Annotated in this window: 22 protein-coding genes and 1 pseudogene; 20 read left to right on the top strand and 3 right to left on the bottom strand. The window is 41.0% G+C overall.

Annotated elements, in window-relative coordinates; translation table 11 throughout:
- Positions 1-7: 7 nt before the first annotated feature.
- On the bottom strand, positions 8-2,092 hold the full coding sequence (gene mnmC / locus FH976_RS10025) for a bifunctional tRNA (5-methylaminomethyl-2-thiouridine)(34)-methyltransferase MnmD/FAD-dependent 5-carboxymethylaminomethyl-2-thiouridine(34) oxidoreductase MnmC (RefSeq protein ID WP_194090718.1): 2,085 nt from the start codon (positions 2,090-2,092) through the stop codon (positions 8-10).
- 192 nt (positions 2,093-2,284) lie between these two features.
- Between mnmC and fabB the strand changes: the two genes are divergently transcribed.
- From fabB to purF, 10 genes are all read left to right on the top strand, one after another.
- Entirely contained in the window at positions 2,285-3,508 is a 1,224-nt protein-coding gene (fabB, locus tag FH976_RS10020) for a beta-ketoacyl-ACP synthase I (RefSeq protein ID WP_194090717.1), read from the top strand.
- Positions 3,509-3,623: 115 nt separating this feature from the next.
- Positions 3,624-4,796, top strand: coding sequence for a 4-phosphoerythronate dehydrogenase (locus FH976_RS10015; RefSeq protein WP_194090716.1), 1,173 nt, complete (start codon positions 3,624-3,626; stop codon positions 4,794-4,796).
- A gap of 62 nt (positions 4,797-4,858) precedes the next feature.
- On the top strand, positions 4,859-5,872 hold the full coding sequence (locus FH976_RS10010; protein WP_194090715.1) for an aspartate-semialdehyde dehydrogenase: 1,014 nt from the start codon (positions 4,859-4,861) through the stop codon (positions 5,870-5,872).
- A 176-nt stretch (positions 5,873-6,048) separates the two neighbouring features.
- A complete protein-coding gene (locus tag FH976_RS10005) occupies positions 6,049-7,626 on the top strand; it encodes a FimV/HubP family polar landmark protein (RefSeq protein ID WP_194090714.1) in 1,578 nt (525 codons plus the stop codon).
- A gap of 162 nt (positions 7,627-7,788) precedes the next feature.
- Positions 7,789-8,577 carry a tRNA pseudouridine(38-40) synthase TruA gene (truA, locus tag FH976_RS10000; protein WP_194090713.1) on the top strand — a complete coding sequence of 263 codons (789 nt, stop codon included), beginning with the start codon at positions 7,789-7,791 and terminating at the stop codon, positions 8,575-8,577.
- 201 nt (positions 8,578-8,778) lie between these two features.
- Positions 8,779-9,693 carry an acetyl-CoA carboxylase, carboxyltransferase subunit beta gene (accD, locus tag FH976_RS09995; protein ID WP_194090712.1) on the top strand — a complete coding sequence of 305 codons (915 nt, stop codon included), beginning with the start codon at positions 8,779-8,781 and terminating at the stop codon, positions 9,691-9,693.
- Between the two features lie 81 nt (positions 9,694-9,774).
- Positions 9,775-11,064: a bifunctional tetrahydrofolate synthase/dihydrofolate synthase gene (folC, locus tag FH976_RS09990; protein ID WP_194090711.1), complete on the top strand. Its 1,290-nt coding sequence runs from the start codon at positions 9,775-9,777 to the stop codon at positions 11,062-11,064.
- The gene (locus FH976_RS09985; RefSeq protein WP_194090710.1) at positions 11,054-11,668 is read left to right on the top strand and encodes an SPOR domain-containing protein; all 615 of its coding nucleotides are present in this window, start codon (positions 11,054-11,056) and stop codon (positions 11,666-11,668) included. The genes folC and FH976_RS09985 overlap by 11 nt, the downstream gene beginning before the upstream one ends.
- A gap of 61 nt (positions 11,669-11,729) precedes the next feature.
- Entirely contained in the window at positions 11,730-12,227 is a 498-nt protein-coding gene (locus FH976_RS09980) for a CvpA family protein (RefSeq protein WP_194090709.1), read from the top strand.
- Positions 12,228-12,261: 34 nt separating this feature from the next.
- On the top strand, positions 12,262-13,776 hold the full coding sequence (gene purF, locus FH976_RS09975) for an amidophosphoribosyltransferase (protein WP_194090708.1): 1,515 nt from the start codon (positions 12,262-12,264) through the stop codon (positions 13,774-13,776).
- A gap of 115 nt (positions 13,777-13,891) precedes the next feature.
- On the opposite strand, the gene FH976_RS09970 is transcribed toward purF, so the two are convergent.
- On the bottom strand, positions 13,892-14,767 hold the full coding sequence (locus FH976_RS09970; RefSeq protein ID WP_194090707.1) for a LysR family transcriptional regulator: 876 nt from the start codon (positions 14,765-14,767) through the stop codon (positions 13,892-13,894).
- Between the two features lie 382 nt (positions 14,768-15,149).
- Between FH976_RS09970 and FH976_RS09965 the strand changes: the two genes are divergently transcribed.
- The 6 genes from FH976_RS09965 (at position 15,150) to recR (ending at position 20,946) form a co-directional block, all read left to right on the top strand.
- Positions 15,150-16,232 carry a response regulator gene (locus FH976_RS09965; RefSeq protein ID WP_324187425.1) on the top strand — a complete coding sequence of 361 codons (1,083 nt, stop codon included), beginning with the start codon at positions 15,150-15,152 and terminating at the stop codon, positions 16,230-16,232.
- Between the two features lie 246 nt (positions 16,233-16,478).
- Positions 16,479-16,916 (top strand): DUF454 family protein, encoded by a 438-nt coding sequence (locus tag FH976_RS09960; protein WP_407701641.1) that lies wholly within the window; start codon positions 16,479-16,481, stop codon positions 16,914-16,916.
- Between the two features lie 70 nt (positions 16,917-16,986).
- Positions 16,987-17,538, top strand: a complete 552-nt coding sequence (apt, locus tag FH976_RS09955) for an adenine phosphoribosyltransferase (RefSeq protein WP_194090706.1) — start codon at positions 16,987-16,989, stop codon at positions 17,536-17,538.
- A gap of 71 nt (positions 17,539-17,609) precedes the next feature.
- A complete protein-coding gene (gene dnaX / locus FH976_RS09950) occupies positions 17,610-19,790 on the top strand; it encodes a DNA polymerase III subunit gamma/tau (protein ID WP_194090705.1) in 2,181 nt (726 codons plus the stop codon).
- A 111-nt stretch (positions 19,791-19,901) separates the two neighbouring features.
- On the top strand, positions 19,902-20,231 hold the full coding sequence (locus FH976_RS09945) for a YbaB/EbfC family nucleoid-associated protein (protein ID WP_194090704.1): 330 nt from the start codon (positions 19,902-19,904) through the stop codon (positions 20,229-20,231).
- A gap of 115 nt (positions 20,232-20,346) precedes the next feature.
- Positions 20,347-20,946 carry a recombination mediator RecR gene (gene recR / locus FH976_RS09940; protein ID WP_194090703.1) on the top strand — a complete coding sequence of 200 codons (600 nt, stop codon included), beginning with the start codon at positions 20,347-20,349 and terminating at the stop codon, positions 20,944-20,946.
- Between the two features lie 17 nt (positions 20,947-20,963).
- Here recR and FH976_RS09935 read toward each other — a convergent pair whose 3' ends face one another.
- On the bottom strand, positions 20,964-21,212 hold the full coding sequence (locus FH976_RS09935) for a YkgJ family cysteine cluster protein (RefSeq protein ID WP_194090702.1): 249 nt from the start codon (positions 21,210-21,212) through the stop codon (positions 20,964-20,966).
- 173 nt (positions 21,213-21,385) lie between these two features.
- Between FH976_RS09935 and FH976_RS09930 the strand changes: the two genes are divergently transcribed.
- From FH976_RS09930 to FH976_RS09915, 4 genes and pseudogenes are all read left to right on the top strand, one after another.
- Positions 21,386-21,838 carry a YcgN family cysteine cluster protein gene (locus FH976_RS09930; protein ID WP_194090701.1) on the top strand — a complete coding sequence of 151 codons (453 nt, stop codon included), beginning with the start codon at positions 21,386-21,388 and terminating at the stop codon, positions 21,836-21,838.
- Between the two features lie 56 nt (positions 21,839-21,894).
- A complete protein-coding gene (locus tag FH976_RS09925; protein ID WP_194090700.1) occupies positions 21,895-23,490 on the top strand; it encodes a site-specific integrase in 1,596 nt (531 codons plus the stop codon).
- A complete protein-coding gene (locus FH976_RS09920) occupies positions 23,487-25,349 on the top strand; it encodes a hypothetical protein (protein WP_194090699.1) in 1,863 nt (620 codons plus the stop codon). The genes FH976_RS09925 and FH976_RS09920 overlap by 4 nt, the downstream gene beginning before the upstream one ends.
- A 4-nt stretch (positions 25,350-25,353) precedes the next feature.
- Positions 25,354-25,702 (top strand): annotated as a pseudogene (locus FH976_RS09915) (hypothetical protein); the annotation flags it as partial.

Here is a 25,702-nt window from a genome sequence, read left to right as displayed (position 1 = left end):
TGTTATTTTAACTTTCAATAGGTCTGCCTTTTAACATTCTTCTTACCCACATTCTGGCTGGGTGTAGTTTTTCTAATACCTCAGTAGGTAATGGCATTGGATCGCCAACAATCTGCGAGGCTAGGATTTCAGCCAATAATGGCGCTGAACATAAACCTCTAGCACCAAGTCCTACCATGCAAAATAAGTTTTTATACTGTGGTATGTCTGGCATTAATTCTGGGTATGTCCTTAGAATTTGTGGATCAATTTTGCGATAGCTTTCTGCTATGGGTTCAAACTGACAAACATTGCCGATAAAGGGGAGATGATCACGGGTGACACTTCTGATCCCTTGGCGAGAGTTATTATTCTCGGTGCTCACTTCTTTTGGCCAGTCTTGATTTGGGATGCAATGAACTAAACGCTCTCCGTTACTTTGTTGAGCTTGTGGATCAAATTCATGGTCAATATTATTTCGATCGTAACTGGCACCAATACAATGATGATTATTGTTAGGGTTATGAGGTGTCATATATCCATCATAACAAAGAACCGTTTTCAGCTTGGTTAAGTTTTCAGTGCTAGGAATATGGCTAACTTGTCCTTTCACTGGTGTTGCAGCAATGGATTTCAGTTGTTCAAATCGACTAAATTGATGACCATTCGCGACAACCACGACATTATGCTTGAAAGCTTTACCTGATGTTTTTAGTTGCCAAACTTGCTCATCTTTGCAGTAATGTAATGTCTCAATACGTGTATTAAAATGAACCTCAAAACGGTCACTATTTTGTAATGCTTTAATAGTGTTTTGAGTGAGTTGTTGAGGGCACAACCAGCCACCAAGTGGATAAAATACGCTTTCCTGATCAATATTAAGACCAATAGTTTGTGAGGTTTTCTTTGCATCTAATGCTTGGATAAAAGATTCGGGATACCCATTAATGATTATTTTGTCTAGTTTGCTTTTAGCTTTTTCATTCCACGCTAATTGAGTCACACCACAAAAATCATAATCAAACTCAATATTTTGAGCCGCTTGCTGTACGAATTGACGAGCGTATAAAAAAGCAGGAGCAAAGAATCGATTTAATGGTGATTCAGGCTCTGCGATTAGAGGATATAATGCCCCTTGTTTATTGCCAGAAGCCCCTAACGCCGTTTCTTCATCTTCACAATATAAAGTGACGGTGAGCCCGCGTCGATGTAAAGCTTGCGCGAGAGCCGCACTGGCAATACCGCCACCTATAATGGCGATGTTACCTAAATCCGATAAGTTGGGATCAGCTTCTGTCTTAGTTTGTTTGATGTTTAGTGCGGGTTGCCGAGCAAACCAAGGTGGGATATTGGAGCGAGTTTGGGATGAGGTTATCGCTTGGGCTCGCAGAGTGCCCGCTATCATTTCACGTTTAATGCCAAACCCTTTGACTTTTTTCATGTCAAAGCCAGCTTCAATCAACCCTCGGCGAACGAAACCTGCGGCGGTAAAAGTCGCGCAGGTTCCATGCTGTTTAGTCATCGATGCCATGCCATTAAAGAGGTCATCGTTCCACATGTCTTGATTTTTACTTGGAGCGAACCCATCTAGGAACCATGCGTCAATTATACCATCTTGATTGTTGGCAATTTTAGGGAGGCTGTCATGGATATCCCCAAACCACAAATCAAGCGTTATCATGCCATCAGCAAGAATTAATCGGTGGCATTCAGGTATGGCAATAGGATATATGTCTTGTAATTGTTGGGCGTATTGAGCTAATTCGGGCCAAGCTGCATGAGCTTTAATTAAGTCGCCTATACTGATTGGGTATTTTTCAAAGCTAATAAAATGTAACTGTTTAAGGCTAGCCTGTGGATGTTCAGTGCGAAAAGCATCAAACTGTTGCCAGGCCGCTAAAAAATTAAGTCCAGTACCAAATCCAGTTTCTGCAATGGTGAAGCGAGGCTGAGAGAAAGACTCCCAGCGTTCTGGAAGGTGGTTTTGTTTGATGAAAACATAGCGACTTTCTTCAAGGCCATTAGCGTTAGAAAAATAGACATCATCAAACTGATGGGAGACTGGAGTGCCAGATTCGTTCCAATCTAGTTTAGCGTTTTGTATTGAACTCATATTACCTGTCATTTTGGGTCGATTTAGGGCTATTATATACCCATTGCAGAACCTTATATTTATTAACAAAGTCCCGCATTGTAAATTTTACTGATAAAACGCAATGCAAAAGGGTAACATTTAGGAAAGCTGACCACTTAGCAATAGCAAGTCAGTTATCATTACACGATTTTTGAATTATAGGAATGTCACATGAAACGAGCCGTCATCACTGGTCTAGGGATTGTCTCTAGTATTGGTAATAACGTAGAAGAAGTATTAGCGTCTTTAAAAACAGGCAAATCGGGCATTACAGCCTCTGAGCAATTTAAAGAAGCTGGTCTTCGTTCTCAAGTTTGGGGTGATTTGAAAATTACGCCAAGTGAGCATATTGATCGTAAACACATGCGTTTCATGGGCGATACCGCTTCTTACGCTTATCTTGCTATGCAGCAAGCAGTTGAAGATTCTCAATTAACCGATGATCAAGTTTCTAATGACCGTACTGGCTTAGTGGCTGGTTCTGGTGGTATCTCATCACAAAACCAAGTGATCTCGGTTGATACTATTCGTGAGAAAGGTGTAAAACGTGTAGGGCCATATATGGTTCCACGTACTATGGCTTCAACGGTTTCAGCATGTCTTGCAACACCATTTAAAATTCGTGGCGTAAACTACACCATGAGTTCTGCTTGTGCGACATCTGCACACTGTATTGGTCATGCATTAGAGCTTATCCAACTGGGTAAACAAGATATTGTGTTTGCTGGTGGTGGTGAAGAGCTTCACTGGTCTTCAGCGATGATGTTTGATGCAATGGGTGCGTTATCCACAAAATATAATGAAGAACCAACGAAAGCTTCTCGTACTTATGATGCAAACCGCGATGGTTTTGTTATCTCTGGCGGTGGCGGTATGGTTGTGGTTGAAGAACTTGAGCACGCACTGGCTCGTGGCGCAAAAATCTATGGCGAAATCGTAGGTTACGGCGCGACATCTGATGGATATGACATGGTTGCCCCTTCTGGTGAAGGCGCGGTTCGTTGTATGAAGATGGCGATGCAAGGCGTTGATTCTGTCGATTATGTCAATACTCACGGCACATCAACTCCTGTGGGCGATGTAAAAGAGCTAGGTGCAATTCAAGAAGTATTTGGTAAAAATAGCGGCGGTAAATGCCCTGCAATCTCTGCAACCAAAGCAATGACCGGCCACGCACTTGGTGCGGCAGGTGTGCATGAAGCGATTTATTCAACATTAATGCTTCAACATAACTTCATTGCACCAAGCATTAACATTGAAACGTTAGATCCAGCTGCTGAAGGTCTAGACATCGTAACTGAGACTCGTGAACAAGAGTTAAAAACAGTTATGTCTAACAGCTTTGGTTTTGGTGGTACTAACGCCACGCTTGTGATTAAAAAATACGAAGCATAATATTCTGAGCCAAATGGCCATATGAATAAAATAAATCCTCGGCTTATTAATTAAGTTGAGGATTTTTTGTATGATAACTATCCTATTTTTGAATAATCCATCTTGAGAATCCGTAATGAAAATCGTCATCGATGAAAACATGCCTTACGTTGAAGCCTTATTTAACCAGATTGGTGAAGTTAAAATGTTACCGGGCCGGACATTAACGGCAGATGATTTGGTGGATGTAGACGCATTAATGATCCGCTCGGTAACGAAAGTGAATGCTGCTTTACTGACAAAAGCCAATAAATTGAAATTTGTCGGAACGGCCACAGCTGGGCATGACCATGTTGACCAAGCGTTGCTTGAACGTAAGGGGATTTTCTTTACCGCTGCTCCTGGTTGTAACAAGGTTGGTGTTGCGGAATATGTATGCAGTGTTTTGATGGTTCTGGCGCAACAGCAAGGTTTTTCTATTTTTGATAAAACAATAGGTATTATCGGTGCGGGGCAGGTAGGATCCTATTTGGCTCAATGCATGGCTGCACTTGGCTTAAAAGTATTACTTAACGATCCGCCGAAACAGCAACAAGGTGATAGACGTCAATTTGTTGATTTAGATGTATTATTAGAACAATCAGATGTGGTGTGCTTGCATACGCCCATCACGAAAAATGGCGATTATCCAACACATCACTTAATTAGCGCTGAGCGTCTTATTAAGTTTCGTCCTAATCAAATTTTGATCAATGCTGCTCGTGGGCCAGTTGTGGATAATCAGGCATTGAAAATAAGATTACAGCAACAAGATGGCTTTACTGCCATTTTAGATGTATTTGAATTTGAACCTCAGGTCGATCTTGAATTACTTCCTTTACTGGCTTTTGCAACGCCCCATATTGCCGGCTATGGTTTAGAGGGCAAAGCACGAGGGACAACGATGATTTTTAATGCTTATTGTGCATACCTTAATTTAGAAAATAGAGCAGAGGCCAGTGAATTATTACCTGTGGCTCCGATCTCACAAGTTCAGTTATCAAGCGGTTGGAGTGAAGATCGTGAGAAAACACAAGCATTACTGCACAATTTGACTCAGTTGATTTATGATGTGCGCCATGATGATGCGGTATTCCGTCGAGAAATGTCACAATTGGATGGGAAGGCGCAAGCGGAAACATTTGATCGATTGCGTAAACAATATTGGGATCGCCGTGAATATAGTGCGATGACCTTAATTTCCTCCCCACAACAGACAATCAATCTGACGCCATTGGCATCTTTAGGTTTTCAAATTCAAGCCGAATAATTTTTATATCATCGGCTGGAATTCAGGTTGCATTAAGTCAGCCATTCAAATTGAGGTTTTACATGAGTCAAGAATTTAATATTGCTATTTTGGGTGCGACTGGCGCAGTGGGCGAAGCCATGTTTGAGGTACTGAAAGAGCGTGAGTTTCCAATCGGCAATCTATTTTTACTCGCAAGTGAAGAGAGTGAAGGTAAGAGTTACCGTTTTAATGGCAAAACAATCCATGTCAACAGTGTCGAAGACTTTGATTGGTCACAAGTTCATATTGCGTTATTCGCTGTTGATGCTGCATTGTCTGAACAATGGGCACCGATAGCGACGGATGAGGGCGTGATTATTATCGATAGCTCTTCTAAATATCGATATGACTATGATATTCCCCTTGTGGTGCCAGATGTGAATCCACAGGCGATTGCAGAGTTTCGTAATCGTAATATTATCTCCAGCCCAGACTGCTTAACTATCCAAATGGTTGTCGCGTTAAAGCCGATTCAAGATGCAGTGGGGATTGAGCGTATAAATGTATCAACATACCAATCAGTTTCTGGCGCTGGTAAAAAAGGGATTGATGAGCTAGCAGGGCAAACAGCAAAACTGTTAAATGGCTTACCTGTTGAAACCGATGCCTTTGCTCAACAGATTGCATTCAACTGTATTCCACAAATCGATATGGTCACCGAAAATGGCTACACCGCCGAAGAAATGAAAATGGTGTGGGAAACACAGAAAATTTTTAATGATGCATCGATTCAAGTTAATCCAACCTGTGTTCGTGTTCCTGTATTTTACGGCTATGCAGAATCGTTACATGTTGAGACTCAAACTCCCATTGATGCAGAACAAGCGATGGAATTGTTTGAGAATACCGATGGTATTACGCTATTCCGTGGTATTGATTATCCAACTCAAGTCCGCGATGGCGGTGGCAAAGATGAAGTGATGATTGGCCGAGTTCGTAATGATATTAGCCATCATAGCGGTATTAATATGTGGGTTGTTGCGGATAATGTGCGTAAAGGTGCAGCCACCAATGCAGTACAAATTGCTGAAGTCTTAATACGCGATTATTTATAAGACATTTATCAATAATGAAACCTCGCCATTTGCGCGAGGTTTTTTATTGTCTAATATATTTATTCACAGCGACATTTTGGACATATTTGCACAAAACCTTTGTTTCATTGCGTTTTTTGTCATGATCATTACCCACTCTTAAGATTATTCCTATATATTGAGTGGGTATTCTTTAAATGGACAAATTAACTGAGTTTATTATGCATCGAACCTTTAAGCATCTTGTCACCTCTTTGGCTTTGCTTTTTTTCATTCAAGTACCAATTACTTATGCGAATGGTGTAGAGGATCTTGCCAGCGTACAGGATATACACAGTGCAGAGTCTTCACTGCAACAAAGTGATATTGATATTTATGGTCCGACAACTAAAAAGGAAACGTTGTGGTCGATTGCTAAAGATTATCGAATGGATAAATCGGTTAATATTTATAAAATGGTACTGGCAATATATAAGCTTAACTCTAAAGCGTTTGAAGATCACAATATTCATGGGTTAATTTCTGGAAGTACTTTATTGATGCCAAATAGTGCTCAGGTTACAGCTGAATCTGTGACCCAAGCAAAAGAACGGATGGCTCAGGATGCTGAACGCCCAATACCATCAAAAGTGGATCCTAATATTATTCCTCCGGTGCCAGTAAAAGCAGAAGACTATTTACCTAAGAACAGCCAAGATGAAACCCTGAATGCTACCGAGCAATCTTCCGCCACGGAAGCACAGATCACTGGCGCCAATCAAGGTGATGATCAACTTGCTGAGGAAGATCAAAAGTTTACGCAATCTCAACTTGAATTATTAAGCCAGCGTTTAAATGCTGAACTAGGGCATCTACAATCTCAGCTTGACCAACTACAAACCCAATTAACGGATGAAGAACGTGTTAGACATGAAGCTCAGGCGAAAGATGCTGAAAGTTTAGGACTGATACCGACTTTACGTGTGCTGTTAAATAAATATCCAAGCCTATGGGTTGCTGTCATTTTACCCCTTCTTTTTATCGTGCTGTTGCTACGATTGATATTCAACCGTCAATCTCGCGAAACAACGAAGCCTCGATTATTAAAATCAGAGGAACTTATTGCAACGAGTTATGTTGTGCTTGACTCTAAGCAAGACACTGATGTGATTACCCCAGAAACAGAAACAGAAACAGAAACAGAAACAGAAACAGAAACAGAAACAGAAACAGAAACAGAAACAGAAACAGAAACAGAAACAGAAACAGAAACACGAATTATATTTGATGATTCTGAATTACCTATTTATCAAGAAAAAGAAGCTTGTGAAGATGCTGAACGTGAGCCTCAAGAGTTTGATACGAACATCATTCAAGAATCACCAGAACCGGGTATTTATTCCTTAGATGAAACATTACTAATAGATAATACTCAATTAGACGATAATCTAACCGAGTCAACGTCTGTAACGGTTGATGAGCTAAGGTTAGAACCTAAAGAGAGTAAAATAGAGGCTTCTGACGTTCGTAACAATAAGCCGACAGAATTGAGCGGTATTGATGATGAACCGGATCTTGATGTTGGTTTAGATGAATTTTCTGACGTGCTCGGCAATGTGACTATGTTTGATGTTGACGAAGATAGTGAAATGAATAGTAAGCTAGACTTAGCGAAAGCTTTTATTGAGATGGATGACTTTCCTACAGCGAAAAAACTATTAAAAGCGGTAATGAAAAGTGAAGATGCCGCTTTAAAAGCAGAGGCTGAAAAGCTTTTTTCACGTATAAAACCATAATTTCTGCCTACATTATAGGTGCTTAAAATTACGTATATCAATGATCATAAGTCATTATGGAATTGTTATAAGGAAGGTGGCCACGAGCCACCTTTTTCTTTGCTCTATTTACCTATATACTTTGCGCCCTGTTTTTCGGTTTTAAAAAGAGTTTAAATCAAGATGCGAATTGCTTTAGGTATTGAATATGATGGTAGCCAATCGTGTGGTTGGCAAAGACAAAAAGATGTCCCTAGCGTACAAGAGTATCTTGAGAAAGCGTTAACCATTATTGCGAATCATCCAGTAGCAGTCCAATGTGCTGGCCGTACAGATACTGGCGTTCATGGAACGGGACAAGTTGTCCATTTTGATACTACCGCTGAGCGTAAATTAGTGGCATGGATAATGGGTGGGAATGTTAATTTGCCTAGTTTTGTCAGTATCCGTTGGGCTAAAGTGGTTCCTGAAGAATTTCATGCAAGGTTCAGCGCCACGGCCAGACGTTACCGATATATTATCTGTAATAGTCAATTTCGACCTGCAATCATGGCATCGGGTGTCAGCCATTATCATCAAACACTTGATACAGAAAGGATGCAGCAAGCAGGAAATTATTTAATTGGCGAACATGATTTCACCTCTTTTCGGGCCGCACATTGTCAAGCTGCGACTCCATGTCGAGAGATTAAACATCTAAAAATTACGCGTTTAGGTCAATATATTGTCGTTGATGTTAAAGCTAATGCTTTTCTTCATCATATGGTGCGTAATATTGTCGGTAGTTTGATTAAAGTAGGAACCGGCGAGCAAGATCCTAATTGGATTGAATGGCTGTTGATCCAAAAAAATCGAGCTTTAGCTGGAGCAACGGCCAAAGCTGGGGGGTTATACTTAGTTGATGTCGATTACCCTGATAGATTTGAATTACCTATAATGTCTTTGGGGCCGTTATTTTTACCTTTAGATTGATAATGTAAGGTTGGTTTTTGGTTACATTGTCATTACACTAAGACGTGCTAAATTTAAAAGATTAAATTATGACCGATTGAAAATAGGTACAACCAGTTTTTTATCTACACTGCGGGTATTATGTGTTTTAATCTCCTCCGCATTTTTATCAAATTCCCATCTTTCGCAATACAGCGATAGATCTAGCTAAAAGGTCTTCCCATGAGTTGGCTTGAAAAAATTTTTACAACAACAAATCTTGTTACTTCACGTAAAGCGTCTATTCCTGAAGGAATCTGGACCAAATGTACATCTTGTGAGCAAGTACTGTATCAAGCAGAATTAGAGCGTAACCTAGAAGTATGTCCAAAATGTGACCACCACATGAGAATGTCTGGTCGCCGTCGTTTGGAACATTTTTTAGACGCAGGTACTCAAGTTGAGATAGGTCAAGAATTAGAGCCTAAAGATAAACTGAAGTTTAAAGATTCTAAGCGTTATAAAGACCGTATTACAGCAGCTCAGAAATCAAGTGGCGAAACCGATGCATTAATTGCTATGAAAGGCGAAGTTCTTGGCATGCCAATCGTTGCTTGTGCATCTGAATTTGCATTCATGGGCGGCTCAATGGGGTCCGTCGTTGGCGCTCGATTCGTTCGCGCCGTCGATGAAGCCATTGCTAATAATTGTGGTTTTGTATGCTTTGCTGCTAGTGGCGGTGCTCGTATGCAAGAAGCCTTGATGTCTTTAATGCAAATGTCAAAAACCAGTGCGGCGCTAGAGCGTTTGTCTCAGAAAGGATTACCGTTTATTTCTGTAATGACGGATCCAACTTTTGGTGGCGTAACAGCAAGTTTTGCAATGCTGGGTGATATTAATATTGGTGAACCTAAAGCGATTATTGGCTTTGCAGGTCGTCGAGTTATTGAGCAAACTGTTCGTGAAAACCTCCCTGAAGACTTTCAAACCAGTGAGTTTTTACTTGAGCATGGCGCAATTGATATGATTGTTGACCGTCGTGAGATGCGTCAACGCATTGGTGGTTTGGTTGCTAAGCTAACTAACTATCAATCACCATTAGTGGTATCAGTTGATTCTGGCCCAGAATATGAAGTTCCTGTTGCTGATAAAAAGTAATGCTATTTAATGGGATTGCTGAATGGTGTGACACCATTCGGCAATCATTGAATGAAGACTTCTCATGAGTTCAGGTATTTCATGAATAAACACCCTTCTCCTAAAGCCACATCACCTATGTCGATGTGGCTTTGCTATTTAGAAAATATCCATTCTAGCGCGATAGATCTCGGTCTTGAGCGTGTTGCTAAAGTTGCTCAGTCTGCGAAATTAACTAAGCCTGCACCAACGGTTATTACGGTTGCAGGTACCAATGGTAAAGGTTCCACTTGTGCTTTAATGGAAGCTATTTTATTAGAGGCTGGTTATAAAGTGGGCGTTTACAGCTCTCCCCATTTGATTGAATACAACGAGCGAGTTCGTATTAATGGTCAAAATGTTGTCGATTCGCTTCATACTCAAGCTTTTGATTTTATTGAAAAGGCACGTGCTGAAACCAGTTTGAGTTTTTTTGAGTTTGGTACCTTAGCCGCTTTAAGAATTTTTCAACAACAACAAGTGGATGTGGTTCTTTTAGAGGTTGGCCTTGGCGGACGCTTAGATGCCACCAATGTTGTTGAACATGATGTCTCTATTATCACCAGTTTAGCCATCGACCATGTTGATTGGTTAGGGAATGATATCAATGTCATTGGCTATGAAAAAGCAGGTATTTTCCGTCATGGTAAACCTGCTATTTGCGGTCAACCACAAGCACCAGCAACCGTTGCTGCTCACGCTGATGATATTGGTGCTAAGTTATATCAAGTTGGTTATCAATTTAGTTACCATCTTGATGATAAAGATAGCTTATATTGGCATTGGCATTGTGGTGCATTTAGCCTAAATGATTTACCTGTTCCTGGTTTACCGCTTGCTAATGCTGCTACCGCATTAATGGCATTAAGTATTTCAGGTCTTCAAATTAGTGATATTGATATTGTGGCCGGACTGTCTAATGCTAAGTTAGAAGGGCGTATGCAAATATTAAGTCATGACCCTACTATTTTGTTAGATGTTGCCCATAATCCTCATTCCGCTCAATACTTGGTACAACAGCTTGAACGGCAATACCCAAATCGTACTATTCACGCTGTTGTTGCGATGTTGCACGATAAAGATATTAAGTCGACATTAAAAGAATTATCACCAGTGGTGGATTTCTGGTATCCAGCTTCATTAAATGGGCCAAGAGCCGCGAGCGCTGATGAACTTTGTTTATCATTACCAAATGGAGTGAAGAAATTTACCACTCCGATAGAAGCTTTCCAATATGCTCAAGATCAAGTCAATACGGAAGATGTATTGCTTGTGGTTGGCTCTTTCCATACTGTAGGCGAAGTATTGGATTATTGGCAACAAAACATAACAAGGAGTCTAAATGGCGAGTAAGTTTCAAAGCCGTTTAATTGGTACGGTAATTTTGGTTGCAATTGGTGTGATCGTTCTGCCTGATGTATTTGATGGTCAAAAGAAGCATTACAAAGAAGAGTTTGCTGCAATTCCTATCAAGCCGGCGGATGAGGTATCACAAGATGGCGAGAGTTTTGATCAGATAAAGGCACCTGTAGAGTTAGATGTAGCTTTACCTGATGAGCCTGTGACGACAACGATAACATCAAAAACTAAACCCGATGCTTCCGAGAAAACTATAGCAACAAAGCCGGTACCAGAAAAAAAATCACCAAAACAAGTCGTAGCAAAAGCAGATCAAGTTGAAGTGCAAGCTAAGCCAGTCAGAGAGGTTAATAAATATAATGATAGTGCATGGATTATTCAACTAGTTGCAGTGCGTAATCAAGATAATGCTAAAAACCTGGTTGCTGATTTGAAAAAGAGAGGTTACCAAGCACATCTTAAGCCTGATGGCGGGATTTTTCGTGTGATCGTTGGTCCTGATGTTTCAAAGGATAAATTAGAGAAACAAGTTGCCGAGTTACAAAAAATTACAGGCTTAAAAGGTCAGTTGCAGACATTTAAGCCACTTAATCCATAAGAAAACGTTTGCGTCGCGTGTTTTTCTGTTAAAATACGCGCCAACTTAAGATGTAGATTTTATGATCTGGATAGATTTTATTATTTTAGGGGTGATCGGCTTCTCAGCTTTGATCAGTTTAGTTCGCGGTTTTGTCAAAGAAGCGTTATCTCTGGTTATTTGGTGTGGTGCATTTTTTATTGCTACTCACTATTATCTTAAATTAGCAGAGTATTTTAGCAATATTGACAATGAGATGGTTCGAAATGGAGCGGCATTAGCAGCTTTATTTATTTCAACATTAGTTGTAGGTGCCGTGGTTAACTATGTGATTGGTCAGTTAGTTAGGAAGACTGGTTTATCAGGTACCGATCGCGTTCTTGGTGTGGTATTTGGTGCATTACGCGGTGTTTTGATCGTTGCCGTTGTGTTGTTTTTCATGGATGCATTTACCGCATTCCCAAGTTCAGATTGGTGGAGAAACTCGCAATTGGTCCCACAATTTAAAGTGATTATTGAGCCGTTTTTCGATCATATAAAACAAACTTCAAGCTTTTTATCTGGCGCGCCTCCTTTATAGGGGTGCCAGTTGTTTGCCAACCGAGGGTTAAGACATGTGTGGTATTGTTGGAATCGTAGGTGTAACGCCTGTCAATCAATCGATTTATGATGCTTTAACGGTATTGCAGCATCGCGGCCAAGATGCTGCAGGTATTATTACCATAGATAGCAATCGTTTTCGTCTGCGCAAAGCCAACGGACTCGTTAAAGATGTGTTCGAAGCAAAACATATGCAACGCTTACAGGGAACTGTTGGTGTGGGGCATGTTCGTTATCCAACAGCTGGTAGTTCTAGCGCTTCAGAAGCCCAACCATTTTATGTGAATTCACCTTATGGTATTACTCTTGCTCACAATGGTAATTTAACCAACGCGAATGAAATTCGTGAGTGGTTATTTGAACAAGGTCGCCGTCACGTCAATACCACGTCTGATTCGGAAGTGTTATTGAATATTTTAGCTCAAGAAATCGATCTATCTGAAAGCTATCCATTGACTCCGGTTGATGTTTTTACCGCTATCAAAAAAGTACACAAAATCGTGAAAGGTGCTTATGCGGTTTCAGCCATGATTATTGGGCATGGAATGGTCGCGTTTCGTGATCCTAACGGTATTCGTCCATTGTGCTTAGGCAAGCGTATTGTCGCGGAGCGTACTGAATATATGGTTGCGTCAGAATCTGTTGCTTTGGATGCTGTTGGTTTTGATTTTGTTCGCGATATCGCACCTGGGGAAGCTATTTACGCCACTTTTGATGGTGAGCTTTATACTGAGCAATGCTCTGAAAACCCAAAATTAAACCCATGTATTTTTGAATTTGTATATTTTGCACGTCCGGATTCATTTATTGATAAAATATCGGTTTACAGTGCTCGCCTTGAAATGGGTAAAAAGCTGGGCGAAAAAATTAAACGTGAATGGGACGATTTAGAGATTGATGTAGTTATTCCTATTCCTGAAACCTCTTGTGATATTGCGCTAGAAATTGCGCAATTGATTGATAAGCCTTACCGCCAAGGCTTTGTTAAAAATCGCTATGTTGGGCGTACTTTTATTATGCCTGGGCAACAACAGCGTAAAAAATCCGTTCGCCGTAAACTCAATGCTATTCGTTCTGAGTTTAAGGGGAAGAATGTATTGCTGGTCGATGATTCAATTGTACGTGGTACAACGTCTGAGCAAATTATCGAAATGGCACGTGATTCTGGTGCTAAAAAAGTCTATATGGTTTCTGCAGCGCCAGAGGTTCGATTCCCTAACGTTTACGGGATTGATATGCCGAGTGCTAACGAATTGATTGCTCATGGCCGAGACCCGGAAGAAATCAGCAAAATGATTGGTGCAGATGCACTTATGTTTCAGGATCTTGATGATTTGATCACTGCTGTCGGAATGGGAAATCCATCAATAACTACATTTGAGACATCGGTATTTAGCGGACAATATGTGACAGGAGATATTGATCAAGCTTACCTCGATCTAATTGATACCATACGTAATGATGATGCTAAATTAGACCGTGAACAAGTTGATTTGGCCAATCTAGAGATGCATAACGAAGGTGCGTAATCTAAATTGGCGTTAAGATAAAACAATGAAAACCAGAGTCTGCGGATTCTGGTTTTTTTATGTAATAAAATGAGCCTAATAAATAACAATATAGACTCAATGTTGAATTCTAGGATTAAAGTACTTCGTGGCGAGCGATAAAATCGATCAGTAAACGCACTTTTTCAGGTTGGTGGTTTTTATGATTGTATAGCATGTATATGTCACGAGCATTTGCGCTCCAATCATCAAGTACTCGCACTAAGCGGCCTTCATGCAAATAAGCTTCTATCATCACATCTGGCATTAAACTGATCCCAAGCCCGAACGAACACGCTTTGCGAACAACATTCAATTCACTGGCTTCTAAGCGGCCTTTTTCATTAATGGTTACTGATTCACCACGAGAGTTGCTCAGTTGCCATTTGACTAAAGGCAGACCTTTTAATAAGGCGTGATGTCGTAGATCTTCAGCATGATTTAATTCACCGCAATCCGCTAAATATTTAGGACTTGCAACTAAAACATCTTTCACCTGATTAATCTTTCGGGCAATTAAACTTGAATCACGCTGTGGGCCTACACGGAAAATGACATCCCATTCCGTTGGATCGAGTTGATCCGCATGGTTAGTCATTGATAATTCAATTCGAATATCTGGATATTGCGCCATAAATTCATTGAGCATAGGCATTATCATCCGTTTCGCGGTATTCATTGGTGCCGAAATTCTTAGGTTACCCGATGCCCCGCGACATTCATCTGAAATATTCTCCGTAGTTTGAGCTAAACTTTTAAGTAAGGGAGAGCATTCATCATAAAAACGCTGCCCAGCCTCTGTGAGCGATAGCTTGCGAGCATTGCGGTTAAGAAGGCGTAAGTTCAGTCCTTCTTCTAAAGCTTGTATACGTCGTGTGATGGTGGCGACAGGAATAGTTGTTTTGCGTGATGTTGCGGTATAGCTGCCATTATCAACGACTAGGCGGAATAAATTTAAATCATCAAGTTTCATATTATTGGACACTTATAGAATACCACGTTGGTATTAGTGTAACTGAAGATTGCATTTTTGAGTTGTTTAATATCAATTTATTGCAAGCGGATAAAATATAATCTGCCACTCAAGTTCAGAATTTTCAGTTGAAGATATTGAGATTAATTACTACTTTATATAGGGCTAATGTATAGTTTAGTTATCAGTACTAGTTATTTTAACTTAAAAAAATGGCTCGTTAAATTCAGTAATGTCACTCTCAGTAATCAAAAAGATAGAGCAAAATTATTATATTAAGATCAAATATATCAATAGTGTTTTGCTTAAGTGAGTAGGCTGAATCTGTAGAAGTAGTCAGTCATCAAGGGGGTCTCCTAATATGCATAAATGTGCGGTTGAAATGCAAAAGGTGGATTTGGTTCTAAACAGCCAGATGCCGTCGATTATGTTAGTAGATGATGATCCTATTTTTAGGCGTATGATCTCTGCATTTTTAGTATCACAACATTATGAAGTGTTAGAAGCTAAAAATGGGTTAGAGGCACTTAAATTATTGCGAGATCATGTTCCTGATTTAATTGTCTGTGACATCAATATGCCGATTATGAGTGGGATTGAATTGGTTGAGGAGGTGAGTTGGCAGTTTCCTATGTTACCTATTATTGTGGTTTCTGCTACTGAAGACATGAGTGATGTTGCGAGAGTTTTACGTTTTGGTATCAAAGACTTTTTAACTAAACCCATCACGCACTTACAGCATTTTTCTTCTGCCATTTATACTAGTTTGGAAGAGTCTAAATTAAATTCGTCTTTCTCTCGTGATTTCTCGAGTCAATGGTTCAATATTGATGAGTCTGGTGAGATGCCTGAAGAGAGAGAATTATACTGGCATTTAAATCACCTTAAAGAACATGAAGTGACTGCTCGTGATTTGCTACATGCATTGCAACCGCAACGTGATACACGGCAAGGACATTGGCTGTGTAGTTATCATATCTTACAACCTTCAGAAGCTATGCCGCTAGTATTCGATTATTCTTGGTTAATGGAAGGGCGATTTGCCTTTTACTTGGTAGATTCTTCTTCCGGTGACGATAACGGAGTAGGGACGGCATTGTTAGTGCGTGCTTTATTCAATGATTTTATTCGGAGCCGAAAACACAGTCATTCCGATCTAAAAGATCTCGCAGAGCAGTTAGAAAAGGGGATCAGTTGTACGGATTGTGCTGGTCCGATAAATGCTTTATTTGGTATTGCGGATATGGTTGATGGGAATTTATCAATTTTACCTGCTGGATTGAAAAGTAATTGGATGGCAGAAGGGGGCAATCAAGCGATTGAGAGTGGAATTGAGTTAGGTAAAGGGTGTGTGAAAAATTTTGTTACCAGTGATCTGTCAATGAAGAAAGGAGGAGATTTGGTTTTAAGTGAGCTAGGGTTTCGTAGTTTTAAATTGACGATTAAAAATTTAACATGCGCTTAAGCACAAAACTGAAATAACCATACTTTTGTTCTGTTTTTGTCTAATGGATATTTTCATATAGTGTGGATCTTTTTATAGGAGAAACCACTATGTCTGAAACAGACTTCAAAGAACCATTCAATATCTTTTATGTGCTTGGTATAATCGTCACTTTGCTTTTACCAACTTTACCTGCGACACTGGCTTGGATACAGATGTACAACTCGTAAGAGATTGGTAAGTCTAAGCCAATCAACACCCAAAAGGATATTTACTATAATTCGTAAAATTTTGTTTAACATGGTTGGTGGCTTAGCTCTGCTACTGGGTATTTTAGGCATTTTTCTGCCTTTACTACCTACCACGCCTTTTTTATTACTTGCTAGTGCTTGTTTCATGCGAAGTAATAAGACATTTCACGCGTGGATTCATAACCACCAGCACCTTGGCCCGATCATTAATAATTGGAATCAATATGGTGCGGTCGCTCCTCAAGTAAAAAAACGTGGTTATATTTTATTAGCCATCAGCTTTTGCTTTTCTTTTATTATGATGCCGTATTGGTGGATGAAAGCGGGCTTAGTCTTAGGTTTCTGCTTTTTATTTTTCTGTTTCTCCCGATTACCAGTTCACGATCCATTATCTGAAGTAATAAAAACTGATGCAATAAAAGCAGAGGAAATAAAAGCGAAAGAAAGTTCTTAATAAATGATTACTGTCTGTAGGTGAGATGATAAAATCTGCCATCAAGTTTTTAACCAATAAGAATTTTAATATGACTACCGATACCGATACTTTGGCATTAATCCAAAATAGCATTAAAACTATTCCAGACTACCCTAAAAAAGGGATTCTCTTTCGGGATGTGACTAGCCTGATGGAAGACCCAAAGGCTTATAAAGCGACCATTCAATTGTTAGTCGAAAAGTATCAGTCAATGGGGTTTACTAAAATAGTCGGTACAGAAGCTCGTGGGTTTTTATTTGGCGCGCCTCTTGCCTTGGAATTGGGCTTAGGTTTTGTTCCTGTGCGTAAGCCGGGTAAGCTTCCTCGCAAAACCGTTTCTCAATCATATGAATTAGAATATGGCACTGATGTGCTAGAAATTCATACTGATGCCATTAATGCTGGGGATAAAGTGTTAGTTGTGGATGATTTGCTCGCCACTGGCGGTACAATTGAAGCAATCGTAAAACTGATCCGTCAATTAGGTGGTGAAGTAGAGCATGCGGCTTTTGTGATTAATCTTCCTGAAATTGGTGGTGAAGCTAAACTTAAATCTTTAGGCTTACAAGTTTATAGTATTTGTCAATTTGCTGGACATTGATCGTACCCATCACGTTGAATGTTAAGCATCAATGAATCTACATCATCAAGCATAATCAACCGGAAATATTAATGAGTTATTTAGCATTAGCACGGAAATGGCGTCCTGCAAAATTTGAGCATGTGATAGGCCAAGATCATGTGATTACCGCATTAGAAAATGCCTTAAAGCAAAATCGACTCCACCATGCTTACTTGTTTAGTGGCACAAGAGGAGTGGGAAAGACTTCTATTGGTCGCTTATTTGCTAAAGGGCTTAATTGCGAAACTGGTATCACCGATAATCCTTGTGGTGTATGTACTTGCTGTGTGGAAATTGACCAAGGCCGACATGTTGATTTACTTGAAATCGATGCGGCCTCTCGTACTAAAGTCGAAGACACACGTGAGCTGTTGGATAACGTTCAATACAAACCGGCTCGTGGTCGTTTCAAAGTGTACTTGATTGATGAAGTTCACATGCTCTCTCGTCATAGTTTTAATGCTTTACTGAAAACGTTAGAAGAGCCGCCAGAATATGTGAAGTTCTTATTGGCAACGACGGATCCTCAAAAGTTACCCGTTACGATTTTATCGCGTTGCCTACAGTTCCATCTAAAACCGATTAACTCAGATCAAATTCATCAACAACTCGATTATGTGCTTGGTGAAGAAAAGATCACATCAGAACCTCGAGCACTGAGTTTAATCTCTCACGCAGCTGATGGCAGTATGCGTGATGCGTTAAGTTTGTCCGATCAAGCGATCGCGTTAGGTAATGGGCATATTGACAGTCAAACGGTTGCCAATATGCTAGGCACTCTTGATACGGAGCAAGCGATTTATTTACTGGAAGCAATTAGCAGTAAACAACCCCAAGTTGCAATGGATTGTTTAGAGCAGCTTGCCGTTAATGGTATTGCGTGGGACGGATTACTTAAAGAATTAAGCGCTCAATTGCATCGTATTGCTATGTATCAAGCGTTGCCTGCGACTTTAAATAAAGAACAGCCGGATGCAGAGCGAGTGGAGTTGTTAAGCCAATCGTTGAGCCCGCAAGATGTGCAACTATATTACCAGATGGCATTAAAAGGACGTGGTGATCTACCATTAGCGCCTACAGAAAAAATGGCCGCTGAAATGTTGGTATTACGCATGTTGGCATTTCGACCAGCACCAGCTGTGAGCGGAAACCCGATTACTTTGCCTCAGTCTCAGAGTATGACTTTGCCGGTGATGGAAAGTAAATCAATGTCAGAGCCTGCAGCGACTAGAGTGCCGACAACAAGCACTGCTCAGCCGTCGACTCAGAAGTTTGCTCCTCAGGCATCAACTTCGCCTCAAGAGCATCATTATAAAGCGCCGCCAGCACTAAATCACGCAGTGCCTGAGCAATCAATACCTGCACACGTTTCACCAGAGCAAGTTCGAACTGGGCAACCATCTACTAAAACCGTGCCATCGGAACGGCCAGTTAATGCAGCACCATCATCACCAGAAACTGAAAATAAGCCAGCCTCATTAACAGGATTGCGTCATCAATTACGTAGCAAGCGGGAGAGTCAATCCCCTAAGGATACAGGTTCATCTGGTATAAAAAAGACTAATGCGTCGCCTGCGAATGTAACATCATCTTCCGTCCTTGAACGTATTGCCAGTAAACATACTGCGGCAGCGGTTCAAGCGGTGCAGGGGTCGCCAATCTCTTCAAATGGAACGCCAATGTCCGGTGCGGGTGAGCCAGTATCAGTTGATAATAATGAGCCATATCAATGGAAATCAACGCAAATACACGTTACCAATAATACGGATAACACAGAGCTAACACCTACCCTGATTAAACAAGCTTTAGAGCATGAAAAAACGCCAGAGATGGTTCAGAAATTACTTGATGAATCAGTCAAAAAAGATGCATGGACGGCGGTTATTCAACAGCTGACGACAGCTAAAATGGTTGAGCAACTTGCATTAAATTCTGTTTTCGTCAAACAAGATAATCAAATCACTTTATATTTACGATCTGAACAAGCTCACTTAAATACCGAGCGAGCTCAAGAAGAATTGATGGATGCTCTCTCACAGCATTTCCAGCAAGCCTGTGAACTCAAGGTTATTATCGATGAAAAAGGTGTTACACCGTTAGAATTAAGAGAAAGTTTGTATCAAGATAAATTGCAGCAGGCTTTTACCAGTTTGCAAGACGATCCTAATGTACAGTTTTTACAAAAACGCTTTAATGCACAGTTGGAGGCAAGTAGTGTTCGGCCTGTGTGATGGGTAAGCGGTTGACTTAGCACGAGCAAGAAACTTATTCTATTGGGTTGAAATACGTTCTTTTTGACCCAACTATATTTCTATATTCAACATTATAAACGAGAGATGACTATGTTTGGTAAAGGTGGAATGGGCAATATGATGAAGCAAGCTCAGCAAATGCAAGATCGCATGCAAAAGCTTCAAGAAGAAATTGCCAATATGGAAATCGTTGGTGAATCTGGCGCAGGGCTTGTAAAAGTAACCATTACAGGTAGTCACAGCGTTCGTCGTGTTGAGATCGATCCAAGCTTGATGGAAGATGACAAGGATATGCTTGAAGATCTGATTGCAGCCGCTTTTAATGATGCAGCCCGTCGTATTGAAGAAACACAAAAAGAAAAAATGGCTGGCGTAACCGGTGGAATGCAATTGCCACCTGGTATGAAAATGCCATTTTAAGCTATAGATTTATTTTAAGTTATAGCTTCATTTTGTTATAAAAAAGCAAAGCTACTATCGCTTTGCTTTTTTCATTTAGATTATCTCAACCCTAGCTGATATGTAGAGAGAGCCAATGCGCACAAGTAGTATGCTGGAACAATTAATGGAAGCTCTTCGCTGCTTACCGGGAGTCGGCCCAAAATCTGCTCAACGTATGGCTTTTCACTTATTGCAACGTAACCGTAAAGGTGGTTTGCAACTGGCTGAAGCTTTATCGCAAGCGATGACAGAAATTGGTCATTGTTCACAGTGCCGAACCTTCACAGAGCAAGATACTTGTCATATATGCACTAACCCTAAGCGCCAAGTAAATGGTCAAATGTGCGTAGTCGAAACGCCAGCTGATATTGCTGCTATTGAAGCAACAGGGCAGTTTTCCGGACGATATTTCGTTTTAATGGGGCACTTGTCACCACTTGATGGGATTGGGCCAAGCGATATTGGATTAGATTTACTGGATTATCGGCTTGCTCAAGGTGATATTATTGAGGTGATCTTAGCCACAAACCCAACGGTAGAAGGTGAAGCGACTGCCCATTATATAGCCCAGCTTTGCAAGGCTCATGAAGTAAGTGCGAGTCGAATTGCACATGGTGTTCCTATGGGCGGAGAACTTGAATTGGTTGATGGAACCACATTATCGCATTCGCTATTAGGCAGATTGAAGTTGTAGTGACCGTTACGTTAATATTATGTCATAAGTTCTAATTCGGTAATGATTTGTATTGCTTGCATAGAATCATTACCACAAATTTCTTTATCCGCTTTAAATTGATGACAAACGGCAGGGCGTTCAGGCTTACCAAATAGTTGGCATAAGTTATCGTCATTTAATTGAACACAGCGTACACCCGCCGGTTTACCATTAGGCATTCCGGGAATAGAGGATGATATGCTAGGGGCGATACAACAGGCTCCACAACCTAAGCGACAGTCCATTTCTTATACCTGAATCAATAAAATTGGGCGCAGATAATAGCAAAAGAGGCCAAGTTAACCTAGCCTAACTTGATGTTTACCACAAATGAGCGTATAAAACGCAGCCTCTCTATTTTTTAAAAATACCTCGAATCAGGTTAAATACCTGAATCATTAGCTTGCAGGCAATTATCATGACAGTTCCATTCTGGCAAAGTAAAACTTTACAACAAATGACCGAACAAGAGTGGGAATCTCTGTGCGATGGTTGTGGTAAATGTTGCTTGCATAAGTTGATGGATGAAGACAGCGATGAAGTGTATTACACCAATGTGGCTTGTAGTTGGTTAAATAGTAAGACCTGCGGGTGTAAAGATTATCCTAATCGTTTTGAATCTGGTGAAGAGTGCCTGAAATTAACGCGCGATAAAATTGATGAGTTTAACTGGCTACCAGAAACGTGCTCATACCGCTTATTAGCTGAAGATAAACCACTTCCAGAATGGCATCCATTGATCACCGGATCAAAATCTGCCATGCACGCCGCAGGTGAAAGTGTGCGTAATAAAGTAGTGTATGAAATTGATGTGATCGACTGGGAAGACCATATTCAAAACTTACCTGATAGACTAAAGCCTCATAATTAACTTTCAAAGTTGAGAATGCTGTATATACTGATTGTATGTACAGCATGAGGTTTAGTATGTCAGATAACGATGAAAATCAGAAAAAGGTCATACGAAAAGAGGTAGAGATTTCATCTATCCCTAACTTCGTTTACGAGAAACCATTGGTATCCATTGATGAGAATGGCGAACCTCAGGTTACCTACCGTGCCAATGGTAATATGTTCCTAATCAAGAAACTTCCCTTACTCTATATCGCTGGGTATGACGACAAAGACAACCTAATCAGCTACCAGCCATTAGACATGGTCAATGAGTTCTTATTGTCGAAAGTAATCGATGATGGCGTGCTTGAGCTTGGTACAGATGCACAGGGGCTTGCCCATTACTTCAGCTTCATACTGGACAAACAGGCAGAGTGGGATGCTGAATACGATGAAGGGGACTTTGACCCTCTCTATGATGACCCCCGTCCAGAATGGAGTATCTTTCCTCGCAACAAACAAGAACGGGTAACATACCAATATCGAGATGGAATAAAGCAGCTCGCTATTAATGGCGTATTGGCTAAAACAACGGCTAGGCAATATATCAGTAGTGTTGTTGGTTTCTACAAACACTGTCTTCGCCAAGGTATCCGCTTTAATAACCCTCCCTTCCAGTTTGAGACAGTGAATATCCATTTCGCAGCATCTGCATCCAGTATGAAAGCTTACCAACGTAAGCAGGTACATACGACGGATATGCGGATTAAGTTTTCTAAGTCATCACGCAGTGGCGGCACAAACCTCAGCAACTTGCGCCGTGATCTAAAGCCGTTTACTAATAATGAATGGAACATCCTGCAAAACATATTAATGAAGTCCCGTAGGGTAGTTCGTCATGGTGACAATAATAAACTGCATTCACTGCCTATTGAGTTTTGCCTACACCCAATGATTTGCCGCAATACAGGGTTACGCCGTGAGGAAGCAGCGAGCCTTCATTTAGGGCAGATAGTTAATCCTGAGACCATGATTCAGGATGGCAAAGAGGTGTTTAAAAAGCCTGTTATGGACTTGGGTGTCGGTGATAAGTATCAGTCACTCACAAAGACGGCTGAGGGCTTCGCAGAAAACAATAAAAGCCGCGAAACCATTATCCCCGTCACATTGATGAAGATGCTTTACGATTACTTGCAGTCTGATAGGTATCAAAAGCGCCTTGAGAAATTCAAAGCATGGTGCAAGGAGCAGGCTGAGGCAGGTAATACGCATTTCTTTGAGGGTGATGATGCAATCAACCCTGAACTGGAATACCTGTTTATTACCCAGTCCGGGAAACCGATGTTTAAGCGGTTACAAGACTTTACTGGGCGCTGGGTGGAAATACGTAACACAGCAAACCTAACCCAAGGTCTTGACCAGCCTATTGTCGGCTCTATACATAATCTGCGTTCAACATTTGCCGTGAATGTATTCCGCCACCTTTTAAATAAAAAGGATGAGCATGGCAACCCGTCAATCACACCCGATGATGCATTGGATAGGGTGTCAGTGTTGCTAGGCCATGAAGATAGGGCGACGACGATGGAGTACCTGAAAATTGCACAGGATATGCCCTCTGCCGATGAAATCTACGAGGACGTACTGGACTATATTGGCGCTTTTGATGACTTGGAGGCGGCAGTATGATGCAAGGGCGTAAGCGTACCAAAATTACGATAGAGAAGAGCAGCGCACCTATTATTCCACTTCGTTTTGAAGATATGGTATTAGATTCTGGCAATGGAAAGAAAGCCTACACTCACCGCCTACGCTACCGTAACGTGCCGACAGTAAAGCAAATAAAATCGGGTAATGGCGTATTGGCAAACCGGGATGATATCGTCAGGGACGTTCACCAAAGGCTAAACCCCTTACCTGAAAACAGGTCAAAGCAGAATTATTTTTCTGGGCTTGTAATCTACTTCCAATATCTTGACGGCATTCATTATCAAGGTGACCCTTTTACTAATGCCGTCATGATTGATTGCTTAAAGCACTTCAATAAATTATGCGAAAAAGGTGTGCAGGTATCAAAAGCTCACCAAATTCAACTCAGCTTATCTGTCCTATTAAGGCTGTGGAATCGAGAATCTGACCTCAAGACGCTGCCAGAAGTTGCAGCACGCCCTTTGGCTGCAAATAAAGCGTTTCATGTGGAAACAGAGCTGAAGCCGTTATCCAAAATATTGGTTAAAGGCGCTGTGGCCTTTCAGGAAGCGGTTGAGAACAATGAGTTGCTAGATATTCATCCGTTCTTTGATGAAGAGCGGTTTGATGAACAAGCAAAGCGTAATGGCTGGACATTAAGGCAAATTGCTGACAAGAAAAGGGGCTTCAAGCAGTGCATGAAACATCAAGCTGGGACAATAAAGGACAGCCCGCTTCCACTTGAGCAACTTCATCGGCAGGTATTTTATAATCAGGCATCACGCAATTGGTTTTTCGTGTTCTCAATGCTGACAGGCATGAATACATCGGTGCTCGCTAATGTGTGTCACAAGGACGTTTCATTTAAGAGTATTGGCAGTGGGCGGTTTGTTTTTGACGGTGAGAAGTTCAGGGCAGGCTATAAGAGTTTGGATAATAGCGCTGGCTTTAGCCAGCGAACCAAGGTGCTAGTTACTCGATGGCTTAAAACGTCTAAAGTGATGTACCAATCACTGGGTATCCCGCTGTCAAATGAGCTACCGCTTTGCCCTTTCTTTAATATCAATGGTGAGGTTTGGACTTTCAATAACCATGGTTCAAATATTGGCCTCATCAATGCTCAGATTGAGAAGATAACTGGCTTAACGGTTACTACAAGCCGATTCAGGGCGACAAAATCTTATGTACTGATGCGAGTCACTGAGGATATCTTCCTTGTGTCACAGGGGCTGAATAATGACATAAATGTTGTCGCCCAACGCTACTCTAGTGGTGTTCAGGCAGACCATGATAACAACCTTAATGCCACGATGGGTGCACAATACGCTATTGCCAAGGGGGAGGAGATTGGCAAAGCCATCGAGGGTGCAAAGGCGATGCATAGTGATATTTTGTCAGATTATGATTATAAGAATTTGCGCAGCCGTGAAAGCAAAGAGCAGCCATTAATGACAACGCCCAGTGGCATCAAATGCGCAGGGGCAACACCAGAGAAGCTTATTGCGGAAGCAAGGCGCATGAAGCAGTTGGGCATCTATTTTTCGAAAGATACGGGGCGTTGCACGGATTTTCTTGCTTGCTTTGATTGTGACAGCCATAAATTGGTGGCGTCAGAAAATGATATCTGGTTGATGCTGTCATTTTTAGAACAAATCGAAGACCTCAAAGAAATGGTGGCAAGTAATTCCGCACCGAAGGATGAGTATTTTGTGGTGGAGGGGATGTTGAAAAAAGTCCTTCTCAGGCTGAAACAGAAAGCACCTAAAAACTACGCTCAAGCAAAACAGAAAGTGGATGACGGTGAGTACCACCCGCTTTATCAAGATCGAGCTAGCGCAAGCCAATTCTTTAAGGGGTAATTTTATGTCTGAAAAGCTTATACAGCTTCGCCAAGAACTTGTTGAAAACCCGTATTTGACGTTTGACTCTGACGGGAAAGGTGTTTCTCGTGTCTTTGATGCAGAGTGGGATTTCCACGCCCTGAACCAGATCAGAAAAACAATCTCTTTTGGGCATATTGGTGAGAAGTATCGCCACGATATTCAGTCTTACCTCTATGCGCTGATGCAATGGCAAAAGAAAAAGTCAAACTCCAATTCCCATACGGCTGTTAGCTCGTTAATAAAGACAAGGCATCAATTAAACACCATCGCAACACGCTGGGGAAAAAGTGATTTCAGCTTGCTTTCGAGCGAGCGAGAGTGGAAAAAGT

It is taken from the genome of Vibrio hibernica (genome assembly GCF_015223435.1).
Taxonomy (GTDB): domain Bacteria; phylum Pseudomonadota; class Gammaproteobacteria; order Enterobacterales; family Vibrionaceae; genus Vibrio; species Vibrio hibernica.
The sequence above is the reverse complement of the archived record's forward strand: the minus strand, read 5'-3'. Positions and strand labels throughout refer to the sequence as shown.

What these genes read in the sequence shown, in the direction of transcription:
- FH976_RS09985 (WP_194090710.1), top strand. Translation starts at nt 11,054, where the DNA reads ATGGCGAGTAAGTTTCAAAGCCGTTTAATTGGTACGGTAATTTTGGTT.
- FH976_RS09970 (WP_194090707.1), bottom strand. Translation starts at nt 14,767, where the DNA reads ATGAAACTTGATGATTTAAATTTATTCCGCCTAGTCGTTGATAATGGC.
- purF (WP_194090708.1), top strand. Translation starts at nt 12,262, where the DNA reads ATGTGTGGTATTGTTGGAATCGTAGGTGTAACGCCTGTCAATCAATCG.
- FH976_RS09935 (WP_194090702.1), bottom strand. Translation starts at nt 21,212, where the DNA reads ATGGACTGTCGCTTAGGTTGTGGAGCCTGTTGTATCGCCCCTAGCATA.
- folC (WP_194090711.1), top strand. Translation starts at nt 9,775, where the DNA reads ATGAATAAACACCCTTCTCCTAAAGCCACATCACCTATGTCGATGTGG.
- FH976_RS10015 (WP_194090716.1), top strand. Translation starts at nt 3,624, where the DNA reads ATGAAAATCGTCATCGATGAAAACATGCCTTACGTTGAAGCCTTATTT.
- FH976_RS09965 (WP_324187425.1), top strand. Translation starts at nt 15,150, where the DNA reads ATGCAAAAGGTGGATTTGGTTCTAAACAGCCAGATGCCGTCGATTATG.
- dnaX (WP_194090705.1), top strand. Translation starts at nt 17,610, where the DNA reads ATGAGTTATTTAGCATTAGCACGGAAATGGCGTCCTGCAAAATTTGAG.
- FH976_RS09945 (WP_194090704.1), top strand. Translation starts at nt 19,902, where the DNA reads ATGTTTGGTAAAGGTGGAATGGGCAATATGATGAAGCAAGCTCAGCAA.
- truA (WP_194090713.1), top strand. Translation starts at nt 7,789, where the DNA reads ATGCGAATTGCTTTAGGTATTGAATATGATGGTAGCCAATCGTGTGGT.
- mnmC (WP_194090718.1), bottom strand. Translation starts at nt 2,092, where the DNA reads ATGAGTTCAATACAAAACGCTAAACTAGATTGGAACGAATCTGGCACT.
- FH976_RS10010 (WP_194090715.1), top strand. Translation starts at nt 4,859, where the DNA reads ATGAGTCAAGAATTTAATATTGCTATTTTGGGTGCGACTGGCGCAGTG.
- FH976_RS09930 (WP_194090701.1), top strand. Translation starts at nt 21,386, where the DNA reads ATGACAGTTCCATTCTGGCAAAGTAAAACTTTACAACAAATGACCGAA.
- accD (WP_194090712.1), top strand. Translation starts at nt 8,779, where the DNA reads ATGAGTTGGCTTGAAAAAATTTTTACAACAACAAATCTTGTTACTTCA.
- FH976_RS10005 (WP_194090714.1), top strand. Translation starts at nt 6,049, where the DNA reads ATGGACAAATTAACTGAGTTTATTATGCATCGAACCTTTAAGCATCTT.
- FH976_RS09925 (WP_194090700.1), top strand. Translation starts at nt 21,895, where the DNA reads ATGTCAGATAACGATGAAAATCAGAAAAAGGTCATACGAAAAGAGGTA.
- recR (WP_194090703.1), top strand. Translation starts at nt 20,347, where the DNA reads ATGCGCACAAGTAGTATGCTGGAACAATTAATGGAAGCTCTTCGCTGC.
- FH976_RS09980 (WP_194090709.1), top strand. Translation starts at nt 11,730, where the DNA reads ATGATCTGGATAGATTTTATTATTTTAGGGGTGATCGGCTTCTCAGCT.
- fabB (WP_194090717.1), top strand. Translation starts at nt 2,285, where the DNA reads ATGAAACGAGCCGTCATCACTGGTCTAGGGATTGTCTCTAGTATTGGT.
- FH976_RS09920 (WP_194090699.1), top strand. Translation starts at nt 23,487, where the DNA reads ATGATGCAAGGGCGTAAGCGTACCAAAATTACGATAGAGAAGAGCAGC.
- apt (WP_194090706.1), top strand. Translation starts at nt 16,987, where the DNA reads ATGACTACCGATACCGATACTTTGGCATTAATCCAAAATAGCATTAAA.